Origin of the sequence: Pseudomonas sp. PIC25, assembly GCF_002286785.1 — a bacterium.
GTDB lineage: Bacteria > Pseudomonadota > Gammaproteobacteria > Pseudomonadales > Pseudomonadaceae > Pseudomonas_M.
The window spans coordinates 1-16982 of the sequence record NZ_MUJY01000062.1 but is presented as its reverse complement, the minus strand read 5'-3'; the positions used below and the strand labels follow the sequence as shown (position 1 = coordinate 16982).

The following is a 16982-nucleotide window of genomic DNA, read 5'->3' as shown; positions in this document are numbered from 1 at the left end:
ATTACTCAGCGGAGTTTGCGTCGGAAGTACAGTCGGGCTTGCCGGCTGCATATTTTAGGCTCGGGTCGACCAGCGCCCCAAAGCGCTTGAGTGCCTCGGAGCCGATCAGAAGCGGGTATTGGAAGGCGCTCCGGTCGGTCAAGTTCACTTCGATGTTGCGTAGCGTCCTGCCCATGCAGATTTCCATCTCGATCACCGGGCGCGCGGTGTAGGTCTTTTCTTCCTCGGGATCATAGTCGCCGGCGCGGCGCTTGATTTTGCTGATGCGGGCCAGCGGCCGCTCGATGGGATGCTCGTGGGCATCGTCGACACCGAGATAGAAACGTACCCAGGTTTCCCCATCGCGCTTGAAGCGTTCGATATCGCGTGCGCTCAGGGACGCGGTCTTGGCGCCGGTGTCCAGTTTCGCGGCGATTTCCACGTCGATGTCGGTCAACTGGGCGTATTCGTTCAGACCATAGATGGTCTTCTCGGCGGCGAGACTCTGGCCGGTCACGAGAGGCAGGCAGGACAGCAGGGCGTAAGGCTTGAGTCTCATAGATCCTTGTTTGATGTATCGCGATCGTCGTTCGGTGGATCGGCTGGGCACGGGTAACTCCCGCGAGCCGGGCGAGCGGGCTCCGATCGGGCGCAATGCGGCCGGCATTCTAACATGCGGTCCTTTCGTCGCCACTGCACTTATAGGCATTTTTAGGTAATTACCGAGGCGATGTGATTTTTTGGTTATGAGTGCGATTGTCGACAATAGTCTAGGTTTGTTTGACAGGTAACCTGTCTGGAGGTAGTTTTTTGCCGAAACGAGCGCCTGGTTGTCGACAATATGCAAGACGTCCTTGAATCCGCCCCTGTCGCCCCGGAAGACTCCGGCACGCTTTCCGAACACGTGTTCCGGCGTATCCAGGCGGCGATCGTGAAAGGTGAGATCGCGCCGGGCAGCAAGATTTCCGAGCCCGAGCTGGCGCGTACCTACGGCATCAGCCGGGGCCCCCTGCGCGAGGCGATCCATCGTCTGGAAGGGCAGCGCCTGCTGGTGCGAGTGCCTCATGTGGGCGCCCGGGTGGTTTCGCTCAGCCATGCCGAGCTGATCGAACTCTACGAAATCCGCGAGTCCCTGGAGGGCATGGCCTGCCGGCTGGCGGCCGAGCGCATGAGTCAGGCGGAGATCGACGAACTGCGCCGGGTGCTGGAGACCCACGAGCGCGATGCGGCGTTCCAGGCCGGTGTCGGCTACTACCAGCAGGAAGGCGATTTCGATTTCCACTACCGGATCATCCAGGGCAGCGGCAACCGTACCCTGGCCAAGCTCTTGTGCGACGAGTTGTATCAACTGGTGCGGATGTACCGCATCCAGTTCTCCGCCACGCCGAACCGGCCGCGCCAGGCGTTCGCCGAACACCACCGCATTCTCGATGCCATCGCCGACCGTGACGGCGAACTGGCCGAGCTGCTGATGCGCCGCCACATCGGCGCGTCCAAGCGCAACATCGAGCGTCATTTCCAGGACGCTTCGGACAAGACAGCCACAAAACGAGGTGAGTCATGAGTCAAGCATCTGCCGGGCAGCGCTTTCGCGATGCCGTCGCCAGCGAACATCCGCTGCAAGTGGTCGGCGCGATCAATGCCAACCATGCGCTGCTGGCCAAGCGCGCCGGCTTCAAGGCGATCTATCTGTCCGGCGGCGGCGTCGCGGCCGGTTCACTGGGCTTGCCGGATCTCGGCATCACCGGCCTGGACGACGTGCTGACCGATGTTCGCCGCATCACCGACATCTGCGACCTGCCTCTGCTGGTGGATGTCGACACCGGCTTCGGCGCCTCGGCGTTCAACGTGGCGCGTACCGTCCGCTCGATGATCAAGTTCGGCGCCGCCGCCATCCATATCGAGGACCAGGTAGGTGCCAAGCGTTGCGGCCACCGGCCAAACAAGGAAATCGTCACCCAGCAGGAAATGGTCGACCGGATCAAGGCGGCGGTGGATGCGCGCACCGATGACAGCTTCGTGATCATGGCGCGCACCGACGCACTGGCCGTGGAAGGGCTCAACGCTGCCCTGGACCGCGCGGAAGCCTGCATCGAGGCGGGGGCGGACATGATCTTCCCCGAGGCCATCACCGAGTTGGCCATGTACAAGACCTTCGCCGACCGGGTGAAAGCGCCGATCCTGGCCAACATCACGGAGTTCGGTGCCACGCCGCTGTACACCACCGAGGAGCTGGCCAGCGTGGACGTATCCCTGGTGCTCTATCCGCTGTCGGCGTTCCGCGCCATGAACAAGGCGGCGGAGAACGTCTATACCGCGATCCGCCGCGACGGCACCCAGCGCAACGTGATCGACACCATGCAGACCCGCATGGAGCTGTACGAGCGCATCGACTACCACAGCTTCGAGCAGAAACTGGACGCCCTGTTCGCCCAGAAGAAGAGCTGACCCGCCGGCCGGCGTGGCCGGTCGAAATTGCAGCATCCAGAACATGTTCAAGAAGGAGAGAGCAATGGCTGAAGCAAAAGTATTGAGCGGGGCCGGCCTGCGTGGTCAGGTAGCCGGCCAGACTGAACTCTGCACCGTGGGCAAGACCGGCGCCGGGCTGACCTACCGCGGTTATGACGTACGCGAGCTGGCTGCCGGGGCCTGCTTCGAGGAGGTCGCCTACCTGCTGTTGTATGGCGAGCTGCCGAACCAGGCACAACTCGATGCCTACCGCAAGAAGTTGCAGGGACTGCGCGATCTGCCCCGGGCGCTGAAGGAAGTGTTGGAGCGCATCCCGAAGGATGCCCATCCGATGGACGTGATGCGCACCGGCGCGTCGGTACTGGGTACGCTGGAGCCGGAAACCGGCTTCGAACAGCAGCGCGACAAGGCCGACCGCCTGCTGGGCATCTTCCCGGCGATCATGTGCTACTGGTATCGCTTCACCCATGAGGGCGTGCGCATCGACTGCACCTCCGCCGAAGAATCCATCGGCGGACATTTCCTCGCGTTGCTGCACGGCAAGAAGCCGTCCGAGCTGCACGTGAAGGTGATGAACGTTTCGCTGATCCTCTATGCCGAGCATGAGTTCAACGCGTCCACATTCACCGCGCGGGTCTGCGCCTCGACGCTGTCCGACATCTTCTCCTGCGTCACCGCTGCCATCGGCTCGCTGCGTGGCCCGCTGCATGGCGGTGCCAACGAGGCGGCAATGGAGTTGATCGAGCGCTTCAAGTCGCCGGAAGAGGCAGTGGCGGAACTGCTCAAGATGCTCGAGCGCAAGGACAAGATCATGGGCTTCGGCCATGCCATCTATAAGGAGTCCGACCCGCGCAACGAGGTGATCAAGGGCTGGTCGAAGAAGCTCGCCGACGAAGTGGGCGACACCATGCTGTATCCGGTGTCCGAAGCCATCGACAAGACCATGTGGGAGCAGAAGAAACTGTTCCCCAACGCCGACTTCTACCACGCCTCGGCGTATCACTTCATGGGCATCCCGACCAAGCTGTTCACCCCGATCTTCGTCTGTTCGCGGGTAGCGGGCTGGACTGCCCACGTGTTCGAACAGCGTGCCAACAACCGCATTATCCGCCCCAGCGCGGAATACACCGGCGTCGAGCAACGGTCGTTCGTGCCCGTGGAAAAACGCTGAGTGAAAGCCCGGGGAGCCGGCGGCCGTGGCCGCTCCCCGGACTTGCCCCCGATGAGTAGCCGACCGAGTCCGAGACCATGAACACCGCATACCGCAAACCCTTGCCGGGCACTTCGCTGGACTACTTCGACGCGCGTGCCGCGGTCGAAGCGATCCAGCCCGGCGCCTACGCCACCTTGCCGTACACTTCGCGCGTACTGGCGGAAAACCTCGTGCGTCGCTGCGACCCGGCGGCCCTCGCCGACTCGCTGAAGCAGCTCATCGAGCGCCGTCGCGACCTGGACTTCCCCTGGTTCCCGGCCCGTGTGGTGTGCCACGACATCCTCGGCCAGACCGCGCTGGTGGACCTGGCCGGTCTGCGCGATGCCATCGCCGACCAGGGCGGCGATCCGGCCAAGGTCAATCCGGTGGTGCCGGTGCAACTGATCGTCGACCACTCGCTGGCAGTGGAGTGCGGCGGCTTCGATCCCGATGCGTTCGCCAAGAACCGCGCCATCGAGGATCGGCGCAACGAGGACCGTTTCCATTTCATCGAGTGGACCAAGCGGGCGTTCCAGAACGTCGAAGTGATCCCGCCGGGCAACGGGATCATGCACCAGATCAACCTGGAGAAGATGTCGCCGGTAATCCAGGTGCGCGACGGCGTGGCTTTCCCTGATACCTGCGTCGGTACCGACAGCCACACCCCTCACGTCGATGCGCTGGGTGTGATCGCCATCGGCGTCGGCGGTCTCGAAGCCGAGAACGTGATGCTGGGGCGCGCCTCCTGGATGCGCCTGCCCGACATCGTCGGCGTCGAGCTGACCGGCAAGCCGCAGCCGGGCATCACCGCCACCGACGTGGTGCTGGCGCTGACCGAATTCCTGCGCAAGGAAAAAGTGGTGGGTGCCTACTTGGAGTTCCGTGGCGAGGGAGCCGCGGCCCTGACCCTGGGCGACCGTGCGACCATCTCCAACATGGCCCCCGAATACGGCGCCACGGCCGCGATGTTCTTCATCGACCGGCAGACCATCGGCTACCTGAAGCTCACCGGCCGCGACGACGCCCAGGTGCAACTGGTCGAGACCTACGCCAAGGAAACCGGGCTGTGGGCCGACAGCCTGGAGAGCGCCCAGTACGAGCGGTCGCTGACGTTCGATCTGTCCAGTGTGGTGCGCAATATGGCCGGGCCGTCCAACCCGCATGCACGGGTGGCGACCACCGACCTCGCCGCCAAGGGCATCGCCGGCCACTGGGAGGAGGTGCCCGGGCAGATGCCGGATGGCGCGGTGATCATCGCCGCCATCACCAGTTGCACGAATACCAGCAACCCGCGCAACGTGATCGCGGCGGGCCTGCTTGCCCGCAATGCCAACCGGCTCGGCCTGGTTCGCAAGCCCTGGGTGAAGTCATCCCTGGCGCCCGGCTCCAAGGCGGTGAAGCTTTACCTGCAAGAGGCCGGACTGGAGCAGGAGCTGGAGAAGCTGGGCTTCGGCGTGGTGGCCTTCGCTTGCACCACCTGCAACGGCATGTCCGGCGCGCTGGACCCGAAGATTCAGCAGGAAATCATCGACCGCGACCTGTACGCCACCGCCGTGCTGTCCGGTAACCGCAACTTCGACGGACGTATCCATCCCTACGCCAAACAGGCATTCCTGGCTTCGCCACCGCTGGTCGTGGCCTATGCCATCGCCGGCACCATCCGCTTCGACATCGAGAAGGATGTGCTGGGCACGGTCGACGGCAAGGAAATTCGCCTGAAGGACATCTGGCCGTCGGACGAAGAGATCGATGCCGTGGTCCGTTCCTCGGTGAAGCCTGAGCAGTTCCGCCAGGTCTACATTCCGATGTTCGACCTCAGCCGTGAGACCGCCGCGCAGGTCAGCCCGTTGTACGACTGGCGTCCGATGAGCACCTACATCCGCCGTCCGCCCTATTGGGAGGGCGCACTGGCCGGCGAGCGCACGCTGCGCGGCATGCGTCCGTTGGCGGTGCTCGGCGACAACATCACCACCGACCACCTGTCGCCGTCCAACGCGATCCTGGCCAACAGCGCGGCGGGCGAGTACCTGGCGAAGATGGGCCTGCCGGAGGAAGACTTCAACTCCTACGCCACCCACCGCGGCGATCACCTGACCGCCCAGCGAGCCACCTTCGCCAATCCGCAACTGATCAACGAGATGGCGGTGGTCGATGGCCAGGTCAAGAAGGGCTCGCTGGCGCGCATCGAGCCTGAGGGCAAGGTCACCCGTATGTGGGAAGCCATCGAGACCTACATGGAGCGCAAGCAGCCGCTGATCATCGTCGCCGGCGCCGACTACGGCCAGGGTTCGTCCCGCGACTGGGCGGCCAAGGGCGTACGCCTGGCCGGCGTCGAGGCCATCGTCGCCGAAGGCTTCGAGCGCATCCATCGCACCAACCTGATCGGCATGGGTGTGCTGCCGCTGGAATTCAAGCCAGGCACCACGCGCAAGACGCTGGGTATCGACGGTACCGAAACCTTCGATGTGGTCGGGACACGCAAACCGCGTACCGACCTGACCCTGGTGATCCATCGCCGGAGTGGCGAGACTCTGGAAGTCCCCGTGACCTGTCGCCTGGACAGCGACGAGGAGGTCTCGATCTACGAGGCGGGTGGCGTATTGCAGCGTTTCGCCCAGGACTTCCTCGAAGGCGCCGTCGTTTGAACCCGTAGGGTGGATCGCGCATCGCCGGTCCACCGTTGCGTTTTTCGCGGTGGATGGAAAAAGAGCCATCCACCCACGGCTATCCATTCATAAGCCAGGACGAAATCATGGCCCAGCAACCCCAGATCAAGATTCCCGCCACCTACATGCGCGGTGGCACCAGCAAGGGTGTGTTCTTTCGTCTGCAGGACCTGCCGGAACGCTGCCAGGTGCCGGGCGAGGCGCGCGACCGGCTGTTCATGCGTGTGATCGGCAGCCCCGACCCTTACGCCGCGCATATCGACGGCATGGGCGGCGCCACCTCGTCGACCTCCAAATGCGTGATCCTGTCGAAAAGCAGCCAGCCCGATCACGACGTGGACTATCTCTACGGCCAGATCTCCATCGACAAGGCCTTCGTCGACTGGAGCGGCAACTGCGGCAACCTGTCCACCGCGGCCGGCGCCTTCGCCCTTCATGCCGGTCTGGTCGATCCGGCGCGCATCCCCCGGAACGGCACCTGCACGGTGCGTATCTGGCAGGCCAATATCCGGAAAACCATCATCGCCCACGTGCCGGTCACTGATGGTCAGGTACAGGAAACCGGCGACTTCGAACTGGATGGCGTGACCTTTCCGGCCGCGGAGATCGTGCTGGAATTCCTCGATCCATCCGATGACGGCGAAGGCTCGATGTTTCCCACCGGCAACTTGGTGGACGACCTCGAAGTGCCCAGTGTCGGCACCTTCAAGGCGACCATGATCAGCGCCGGCATCCCGACTGTATTCGTCAGCGCCGAAGACATTGGCTACCAGGGCACCGAGCTGCGTGAAGCCATCAATGGCGATCCCGCACAACTGGCGCGCTTCGAACAGATTCGCATCGCCGGTGCGCTGCGCATGGGCCTGATCAAGAGCCCGGAAGAGGCCGCCACCCGTCAGCACACGCCGAAGATCGCCTTCGTGTCGCCGCCCAAGGACTACAAGGCATCCAGCGGCAAGCAGATCGAGGCCGGCGAGGTCGATCTGCTGGTGCGCGCGCTGTCCATGGGCAAGTTGCACCACGCCATGATGGGTACCTGTGCGGTGGCCATTGGCACCGCTGCGGCGATTCCCGGCACCCTGGTCAACCTTGCCGCCGGCGGCGGCGAGCGCAGTGCGGTGCGTTTCGGACATCCGTCGGGCACCCTGCGCGTCGGCGCCGAGGCCCGTCAGGTGAACGGCGAATGGACCGTGACCAAGGCCATCATGAGCCGCAGCGCGCGGGTGCTGATGGAAGGCTGGGTGCGCGTGCCGGGTGATAGCCTCTAGGACCTGTTGGACTTGGAGACGATCTGCTGCGTGTCGGTCTTGCGGCATTGAAAGCAGGCCGGGCCGTGCAGGTCGAGCTGCGGAGGCTGGCTGGATCGCCAGCCTGGTCGCTTCCTTGCCTATGCAGCCCGGCCAGTATTCGTCGGCTCGCCGAGCCTTGTCATGGCTCTATCCGAGAGCCCCATCACCCACCGAACGAGCCCGGCGTGGGTTCGGTAGGGCCATCGACAGCAAAACTCTTATTCGTGTAAGCCTTTCGACATACGTCTCCGTCATGTGAGCCATCGCACGCCATGCGGCGCGTGGCGCCAAGGACAATGCGCATCGTTGCCGCACGAGGCACTCCTTGAAGAAGGATGACGGATGTACATGCAGGATGCGCTCCCCTCAGCTTTCCCCAAACTCCATATCAGCTCTTGGCTTGTCAGGCCATGCTGTCGCAGCTTCCGCTCGAACAGCTCACTCACGAATTCGCCAAGGCGGCCGCCTGCTGCTGGGCAGCGTGGGTCGAGTAACTTGCAGCAGGCTTCTCGATTACCGCGCAGCTCCCGATTGATGGCCGATGGGATGCATTAGATGTTGCACTCAGTTTTTGCCGTCGCCTGGCCTCATTTCCTGTTTCTGGGTTTACGTTACCGGAAATATTGATTTTTCAATTGGGGCGTGCTGTTGAGTTGAAGTGCTTGGCGGTTCCAAGCAGATGGAATTAATTTAATTAGAGGGAATGTAATATGGTTGGCGCAGTAGAAAGCCTAGGGAAACTCTGAAAAAGCCCCGAATTTGCGAAGCAGCCGCTCTGTAACCCGCATGGTTGCAGGGGCGTATTTTTCAAGGGCTGGCTTTTTCAGACCATCCCTAGGTCAGCTACACGATAACTACTCTGATTTTTCAACAAGTCAAGGCAGTCCGTCGAATTTTGAGGATTGCGTAATTTGGAATCTCATAGATCTTGAGAATGCCAACTATATTCCGCTTCCTCATGCAGTGGCAGCCGATAATGGCGAAGTTACGCTAACAATCGGGTATGGACTAGATGTAGATGGCTGGAGAATAAATATGTCCCCTTTTTTGCTGTCCCTTTTTGCTTTAAGGAAGGAAATGAATGAGACTATTTCGAGTATTTGTGGTTCTGGTTTTTTTCGCTTAGTGCTTATGCCTCTGAGTATGTAAGCAAAGAATTGGGCAGGGTGGCGCAAGCAGTAAATGAATGCTTTGATCTTGATGATGTTCAAGTCAATTTGTGTGTCGAGCATTTCTATACGCAGTCAACAAAGGAATTTGATTTCGTCGTAATGAGTGTTCGGAAGAGACTGAAGCAGGATATTGAATTGTTTGATGATGTTCAAGAAAAATGGGTGGCCTTCAGAAGTAGTGAGTGCGCTGTTCGGTCTATAGGCGCCCGAGCTTTTCGAGATGCAGAGGCTCAAAGACAGCTTTTAATTAAAGCGTGTGCGGTCGAGCTAAATAATGAGCGAATTATACAACTCAAAAAAGTCCAATTAGAGTGTGACTCATGCTTGCAATAGTTAGAAAGCTAGGTGGGCAACCAAAATTTTCTGTGAGGTTTTCTGATGTGTAATTTAAAAGTCGAGTTCTTAAGAACACATATGGTCACGAAAGCTCTAGCTTTTACTTTGGGGGTTGGTGATCTTGTGGCTTTCCAGGCTTGTGCGGATCAGTCAAGAGAGATGTTTTATTCTGATGTTAGAAAAAATGTTGAAGTGACTGCAGGTTTGCTCCCCGCACTTGGCTCGCTTGATGGTAGGCCGGAGAAGTTCTATCAGGGTGCAGGGTCAGTAAATTCTGAAGTCTGCAATGATATCTTGATGTCTTTAAATAAGTCTAAGAATAGAACTGAGGCGGACTTTGCGGGGTGGCTTTCTGAAAGCGAGGAAAGAGTTGAGTTCAGCGCGCTAGAAAACTCAGGAGGACTACCATCTTGGACTGGGCGTGAGAAGGAAGTGGAGTTTGCTGAAATTGATATCGATCAGGATGGGGAGGTTGAGTATGTCTATAGGCGTACTGGAATAGTAAGTAATCAGACTTATCAGCGGTTAATGATTGTTGATACTCCTCTTCATATATTTCCTAAGGTTCTTGAAGCATACAGATCGCGCTGTGTAACTTGGATGTCTTCAAGTGAAAAGTGTGATAGTGAGTCGGACCTGATTTCATATCTGATGAATGAGTCGCCAAGGCATCGGCTTGCATTTGAATGGGAGTCTACAAAACAGAATTCCCTCTCGAGAGTTATTGGGGATGAGAAGTCAAGAAGTATAATTTTCCATTCTGGAGGTAATTTGGCTGCGCGTAATGTGGGGACAAGCACTAGTGTCCATTGGGAGCTTTATCAGCTTAAAACGAAGGTCGTTATGGTGTCTATTCCGATGTCTTCTTTCGCACCGCCAGAGCTTTTGGTATTTACCCCTGAAAAATACAAAGCAGGTCAGTTGCAGTGTGTTTTAATGCCTGTTTCATGGAAAAAATAAATTTTTACAAAGGAGCTATGTCATGGCAACTGCTACAGAAAAACTTGGAGAGCTTCATTCTAACTATAGTGACTTTCAAACGAGTAGTGGAAGTCCTGCTTCATTTGAGGATTTGGTTGTATGGACGCTAATTGATCTGGAGAATGCAAGTTTTATCCCTCAGATACATGCTGTGACTGCCGATAATGGTGAAGTAACTGCAACCATCGGATATGGCTTGGATATAGACAGGTACGGAGCATGGTCGGAAGTTCGTCAGCTTATTGTTTTTGGGCTCGGAGGACAAGATAACCTGTCGCAGGCGCAGCTTCAGGGGCTGGAGTTGTTGAGCCAATACAAAAGTGGGGCATCTCCTTGGACTGCTGAAAATATCGCATCCATGGCGCGCGGAGAGGTATCGCCAACAGGTTTGTGGACCCAGTTGCAGTCAGATGCATTGGCAAGTCTTTCATTTACCGAAGCGCAGGCAGACTCTGTGCTACGTGCAATAACATTCGGTAACGTCGAGGCGGGGGTTTCTGAACAGAGATCCGTAATGGGTGACGTTCGTCGCTTAATAAATAATAATTACGATATTGCTGAGCCGTTCCCCGTAAGCACAGAGCTTGCTTCCATGATTATTATGAGATTTCGAGGGGATTTTACTGGATTCGGCAATCCGGATAATATATTTACTTCTTCTGGGTATGCAACTCCCGGGGCGCGTCGGGCCGAGTTTTGGTGGCGAATTATTAATAAGATAAATAATGTTGCGGCCGGCATGGGAGGGCTGGTGACAAGGCTGGAGTTGAATGCAAGGATGTTTGGTGCATTCTCATCTGATACTGGCGAGGATAATGTTCGCCCGGTTCTTGAGGCTGTTTCGCATTTGTTTCGAGTCAGGTTGAGTTCCGGGCTGTCGGCGAATGTCAATGATACCATTAGGAGTAATTTTTCAGCTGTATTGTCTGCCGGCATTGACTTGCTTAAGGGCACTTATACCGGTGAGGGGGATGGATTTGATGTGGTTCAACTGGCAAAGTCCTCAGGAGAGTTATTGCAGGTCATTTCTTTTGCGGAAAATAATAATCTGCTTCGTAATTTGATGGTCGGTAGTGACAGCTCCGACACCCTGATAGGAGGTGGTCATACTGACTATTTGTGGGGTATGGGAGGTGCGGACTCAATAAGTGGTGGCGGAGGAGAAGATTATATATATGGGGGTGAAGGAAATGACACCATCTATGGCGGTGCAGATTCGGATGTTTTAAAAGGCGGAGCCGATAACGACGAACTTCATGGAGAGTCAGGAAAGAATCAATTATTCGGCGAAGGAGGTTCTGATACCCTTCATGGCGGCGACGAGTCTGATTACCTGGATGGAGGCGAAGGGGTCGATTACCTTTATGGTGGCGCCGGCTATGATGTTTATGTGGTGGATGATAAAGATGTAATTCAGGACGATGCGAATGGGTTCGGTCGGGTCCAGTTGAATAATAAGTTGCTAACTGGCGGGGTTAGAAAGGAAACCGATCCGGAAAATACCTATAAAGGTGGCGGTAATACCTATGTTCTCAATGGCACAACGCTCGTAGTCAATGGTGGTCTCACCATCAATGATTTCACAGATGGCAAGCTTGGCATCTTTTTGAAATTGGACGACGAAGAGGAAGAAGAGGAGGAAGAAGAAACCCCAGAAACCGACGACGCCGAAAGCCGCACTTCCCCTATCGTTATCGACCTGGACGGCGACGGCATTGAGACGCTCAAGGTGGGTGTTACCTATTTCGACCTGGACAGCGACGGGCTGAGCGAGCGTTCCGGTTGGGTGAGCCCCGACGATGGTTTGCTGGTTCATGATCGGAACGGCGATGGCCGCATCACTGATGGTGCGGAGTTGTTCGGCAACAACAGCATTCTGCGCAATGGCGAGAAGGCTGCGAACGGCTTCCAGGCCTTGGCCGAACATGACGACAACGGTGACGGAATCGTCGATGCGCAGGATGCTTCCTACGCCTCGTTGCAAGTCTGGCGGGACCTGAACGGTAATGGAATCAGCGAGGTTGGCGAGTTGCAGAGTCTGGCTGACGCTGGTGTGGTTTCGATCAGCACCGGTTACAGCAATTCCAGCCAAGTCGATGCATACGGCCATGAGCATCGGCAAGTAGCGACGGTGGTACTTGGCAACGGCACTGCGTCCACTGCGGCGGATGTCTGGTTCAAGGTGGATGCGGCGCGGCGGGTCAACAGCGGCAGTATCGCGCTCACGCCGGATGTCGTGTTCCTGCCTAACGCCAAAGGTTTCGGCAAGGTGCATGACCTGCACCAGGCGATGGTGCTGGATTCGGGGCTGAAGGATCTCTTGAACCAGTACCTGTCGGCCACTGACACCACCAGCCGGGACGCTTTGCTCGACAACCTCATCTACCGCTGGGCCGGTGCGGCCGATGTGGATCCGTATAGCCGCGACCCGAAGAAAGTCTATGGGCATGTCATGGATGCCCGCCAGTTGGTCACCCTGGAAAACCTGGTGGGCCGTCCTTACCTGGGTACCTGGTGCTGGGGCGAGCGGGACCCGAACCCGCACGGACAGGCGGCGCCGATCCTGGTCGCCGAGTACCTGGAGTTCAAGCGATTCACCGCTGCACAGATCTTGGCGCAGACCGAATATGCCAGCGAGCTGGCCATCATCCGTTCGCATTTTGGCTCGGATGCTCAGTCGATCGTCTTGGACTGGGACGCTCTGCAGGGGCGACTGGAAGCTTTGTTCACTTCGGGGCAGACAGAGCGTATCCGGGGCATCGTCACCGTGCTGACGGACCTGGGTACCTATTCACCGAGCTACCGAGCCAAGCGCGATGCCGCCTTCCAGGCCGTCGCCGCATCCAATAGCGATCTGGCCCCGTTCTTCGACTTCTCGACCCGAATCGGTACCACGGATAACGACGTCCTTTATGGCGTAAACGCTGGAACGATCTTCCATGGCCTGGAGGGCGACGACCGCTTCTATGGGGAGGCCGGAGGCGATAGCTATCACTTCTCTCGCGGCCAGGGTAATGACGTCATCCTCGACCGTGGCGGCCTGGATCAGGTGGTATTTAGTCAAGGCATCGGCCCGGCCGATCTGGAGTTTTCCCGCAACACCACGTCGGTGTGGATCAAGGTCAAGCACGTGGATGGTAGTGAGGCTGGCTCACTGCGCATCGACAATTTCTTCGACTTCGACGGCACGCTGGATTTTGGTGCGGTGGAACTGATTCGTTTCGCCGATGGCAGCAGCCTGAACCAGCAGCAGATTCTCGCGATACTCACCGCTTCGTCGATCACGTCGGGCGATGATCTGATCTTCGGTTCCGCTCAGGGTGACAGCATCGATGCCTTGGAGGGCAACGACAGCATCCATGGACTGGGTGGCAACGATCAATTGTCCGGTAATGCGGGCGAAGATGTGCTGATGGGCGACGACGGCAACGACATCCTGAATGGCGGGACCGGCAACGACTCGCTTATCGGAGGGCGCGGCAGCGATACCTATCTGTTCGACTTGGGCCACGGTACCGACGTCGTCGATAACGCAGCGGAAAGTGGCGGCAAGCTGGATCGTATCCTGTTTGGCCAGGGCGTCGAGCGTAGCGCCGTCAGTCTCAAACGGGAGCGCAACGACCTGCTGATCATGACGTCTGCCACGGACAGCATCCGAGTGACCGACTATTTCACCGGCGAGGCAGCCAACGGAACGGCGATCGACCGGATCGAATTCCAGGACGGCACCGTCTGGACCATCGATGACGTCAAGGCGATGGTTCTGCAGGCCGGGGCTGGTGACGACGTCATCGAGGGGTATGCGGCTCACGAGGCGTTGTCCGGTCTCGCCGGAGACGACCGCCTGTCCGGCAATGCCGGCAACGACACGCTGTCTGGCGGGGAGGGCAACGACACCCTGGACGGTGGCGTGGGTGACGACCGTCTGTCCGGCGACGCTGGCAGCGACGTGCTGCGTGGCGGGGAAGGCAACGATGTGCTGGAGGGGGGCGCGGACAATGACCGTCTGGATGGGGGAAGCGGCGACGACCATCTGACTGGCGGTGACGGTGCGGACTATCTGGATGGCGGGGCCGGGCGCGATACCCTGCAAGGAGGCGATGGCAACGACACGCTCGTGGGCGGTGCCGGTGATGATTTCCTCGCCGGAGGCAAGGGAAATGACCGGCTCGATGGGGGCACCGGAACCAACCGATACCTGTTCGCCAAGGGCGACGGCCAGGATGTGATCGTCGATGCGTATGACGATGTCGTGACCATCTACGTGTCCGGATTGCCTCTGGACGAACTGGTCTTCCGGCGCGATGGGACCAGCCTGGTGGTCACCTTCCTCAACAGTCCGGGCGACCAATTGAGCTTGAGCGCCTTCTTCCGCAACGGGCTGCCGGTCAGCGGTATTCGTTTGCAATACGGCGAAGGCTTGGAGACCCTGATCGACCCCGCGCAACTGTGTCTGTTGACCTTGGAGGGGACGGCGTTCGTCGACGTGATCCAGGGGTACTCCAGCGATGATCTCATCGACGCGCGTGGCGGCAATGACACCGTATATGCCGGCGAAGGCAACGACACTCTGCTGGGTGGCGACGGTAATGATCGGCTATTCGCGGGTGGTGGCAGCGATCTGCTCGACGGGGGGCGCGGAGATGATCGGCTGGAGGGTGAGGCCGGGGACGATCGCTATCGCCTGGCCGCAGGCTGGGGAAGCGATGTCATTTTGGACAGTGCGGGCAACGACAGTCTTCATTTTGCCGACGTGGCGCCCGAGGACCTCCTTCTACGCCGGGATGGTGCCGACCTGCTGGTCAACAACCAGGTAACCGGTGATGCGCTGCGCATCCTGGGCCAGTTTTCCTCCCAGGCAGGGGTAGCGGGCGCCACCGCACTGGAACGGTTCGTTTTCGCCAATGGCGTGGAATGGGATTACCAAGCTATCAAGCTGAAGGCATTGGAAGGTACGGCGCAGGACGACGCCATCTACGGCCATGCCGATGCTGACGTCATCGATGCTGGAGAGGGCAACGACCAAGTCTTTGCCGGTGATGGTGACGATATCGTCTCTGGTGGGGCTGGCAACGATACCCTCTATGGCGGTGCAGGCCATGATGAGCTTGTCGGCGGTGCCGGGCTGGATGAGTTGGTAGGCGGAGAGGGCAACGATACGTATCGCTTCAGCCGCGGTATGGGCAGCGATCTGATCTTCGACAACGCAGGTACGGACCGGATTGAGTTTGCCGATATCGCCTCGACAGAGGTTCGGGTTCGTCGTAGTGGTAGCGATCTGACGCTTTACGTTGCCGGTACGGGCGATGTCGTTACCATTCGGAGCCAGCATTACGGCAGTTCTCCCGATGTGATGCCAACCAGCATCGACGAGGTTCGTTTCAGCGATGGCGTCAACTGGAACTATGCCGATCTGATGATACAAGCCGTCGCCGGCACGAGCGGCGATGACCAAATCAATGGCTATGACAATAATGAGGTCATGCAGGGCCTGGATGGTGCCGATCTCATCCATGCCGAAGCGGGCGCCGACACCGTATCCGGTGGAGCAGGCAACGACACGCTCCATGGCGGTGCCGGTGACGACAACTTGAGTGCCGATGCCGGGGATGATCGCCTGTTCGGAGATGCTGGGGGCGATATGCTCTTCGGCGGCGAGGGGAGCGATGAACTCAATGGAGGATCGGGCAACGACATGCTCGACGGCGGCGCAGGCACCGACACCCTCTTCGGCGGTGCCGGGGACGACACGCTGCGCGGCGGATCGGGTGTGGGAGACAGGTTGTCCGGCGACGACGGCAACGACACCTACCTGTTCGCCCTGGGCGATGGGCATACCACTATCGACAATAACCACCGCGATGACGGCAGCATCGACACCCTACGTTTCATGGATGGCATCACCCCCGATAGCCTGCGAGTGACACGCTCCGGCGCTCATCTGCTGCTCACAGAGCTAAGCACGGGCGAGGTGATCACCGTCGAGTACTTCTTCTACAAGACTCGATACGAACTGAACCGCATCGAATTCGCCGACGGTACTGTCTGGTTAACGGACGAGATCAAAGCGATAGCGATACGCGGTAGCGAAGGGATCGATGACCTGACAGGTTATACGACCGATGACGCTATTGCGGGATTGGGCGGTGACGACATCCTGCGCGGCGATGGCGGCAACGACACCCTGGATGGCGGCGCCGGAAACGATCGCATCATGGGCGGTACCGGTGATGATCGGCTGCTGGGCGGCACGGGCAACGACCGCCTCTACGGCGACGAAGGCAATGACGACCTGAATGGCGGCGAGGGCATCGACTACCTGTTCGGCGGCCTGGGCGACGACACCCTGAGCGGTGGCGGCGGGCCAAGAGACGTACTGGACGGGCAGGAGGGCAACGACACCTACCTGTTCGGCCCGAGCGACGGCGACCTCATCATCAACAACAACGACAGCGATGCCGGCAGCATCGACACCCTGCGCTTCCTGGACGGGATCGCCGTCGACGCCGTGAAGGTGAGCCGGGTCGGCGACGATCTTCTGCTCAATGTTCAAAGCAATGGCCGTAGCCTGACACTGACTGGCTTCTTCGTTGATATCCATCATGAGATCGACCAGGTCCGCTTCGCCGACGGCGCCACCTGGACGGCCGACACCCTCAAAACGATGGCGGAACGCCCCCCGGCCGATGACACCGGGACCTCCAGCCTCAACACCCTGACCGGCACGGACAGTGCCGAAGAGCTGCGCGGCACAGCGCTGGATGATCGCATCGATGGCCTGGCCGGCAACGACGTCCTGCGTGGCGAAGATGGCAATGACCTGCTCGATGGCGGTGCCGGCGCTGATACCCTGCACGGCGGTAACGGTAACGACCAGCTCAAGGGTGGCGATGCCCGT

General features: G+C 59.1%; 9 protein-coding genes. 8 read left to right on the top strand and 1 reads right to left on the bottom strand.

The window, feature by feature from the left end; all coding sequences use genetic code 11:
- Position 1: 1 nt before the first annotated feature.
- Positions 2 to 538, bottom strand: coding sequence for an ATP-dependent zinc protease (locus BZL41_RS06880; protein ID WP_095598598.1), 537 nt, complete (start codon positions 536 to 538; stop codon positions 2 to 4).
- 282 nt (positions 539 to 820) lie between these two features.
- Between BZL41_RS06880 and BZL41_RS06875 the strand changes: the two genes are divergently transcribed.
- From BZL41_RS06875 to BZL41_RS06845, 8 genes are all read left to right on the top strand, one after another.
- Positions 821 to 1543, top strand: a complete 723-nt coding sequence (locus BZL41_RS06875) for a GntR family transcriptional regulator (RefSeq protein ID WP_095598597.1) — start codon at positions 821 to 823, stop codon at positions 1541 to 1543.
- Positions 1540 to 2427: a methylisocitrate lyase gene (prpB, locus tag BZL41_RS06870; RefSeq protein ID WP_095598596.1), complete on the top strand. Its 888-nt coding sequence runs from the start codon at positions 1540 to 1542 to the stop codon at positions 2425 to 2427. Before BZL41_RS06875 ends, prpB begins: the two co-directional genes overlap by 4 nt.
- 64 nt (positions 2428 to 2491) lie before the next feature.
- Complete coding sequence (gene prpC, locus BZL41_RS06865) at positions 2492 to 3619, top strand: 2-methylcitrate synthase (RefSeq protein ID WP_095598595.1); 1128 nt, start codon at positions 2492 to 2494, stop codon at positions 3617 to 3619.
- Positions 3620 to 3696: 77 nt separating this feature from the next.
- The gene (gene acnD / locus BZL41_RS06860) at positions 3697 to 6285 is read left to right on the top strand and encodes a Fe/S-dependent 2-methylisocitrate dehydratase AcnD (RefSeq protein ID WP_095598594.1); all 2589 of its coding nucleotides are present in this window, start codon (positions 3697 to 3699) and stop codon (positions 6283 to 6285) included.
- Between the two features lie 107 nt (positions 6286 to 6392).
- A complete protein-coding gene (gene prpF, locus BZL41_RS06855; protein WP_095598593.1) occupies positions 6393 to 7574 on the top strand; it encodes a 2-methylaconitate cis-trans isomerase PrpF in 1182 nt (393 codons plus the stop codon).
- 1187 nt (positions 7575 to 8761) lie between these two features.
- On the top strand, positions 8762 to 9100 hold the full coding sequence (locus BZL41_RS29365) for a lysozyme inhibitor LprI family protein (protein WP_168190959.1): 339 nt from the start codon (positions 8762 to 8764) through the stop codon (positions 9098 to 9100).
- 81 nt (positions 9101 to 9181) lie between these two features.
- On the top strand, positions 9182 to 10063 hold the full coding sequence (locus BZL41_RS27860; protein WP_143518036.1) for a hypothetical protein: 882 nt from the start codon (positions 9182 to 9184) through the stop codon (positions 10061 to 10063).
- 22 nt (positions 10064 to 10085) lie between these two features.
- Positions 10086 to 16982, top strand: a 6897-nt coding sequence (locus BZL41_RS06845; RefSeq protein WP_143518035.1) for a calcium-binding protein, incomplete at its 3' end; no start/stop codon positions are given.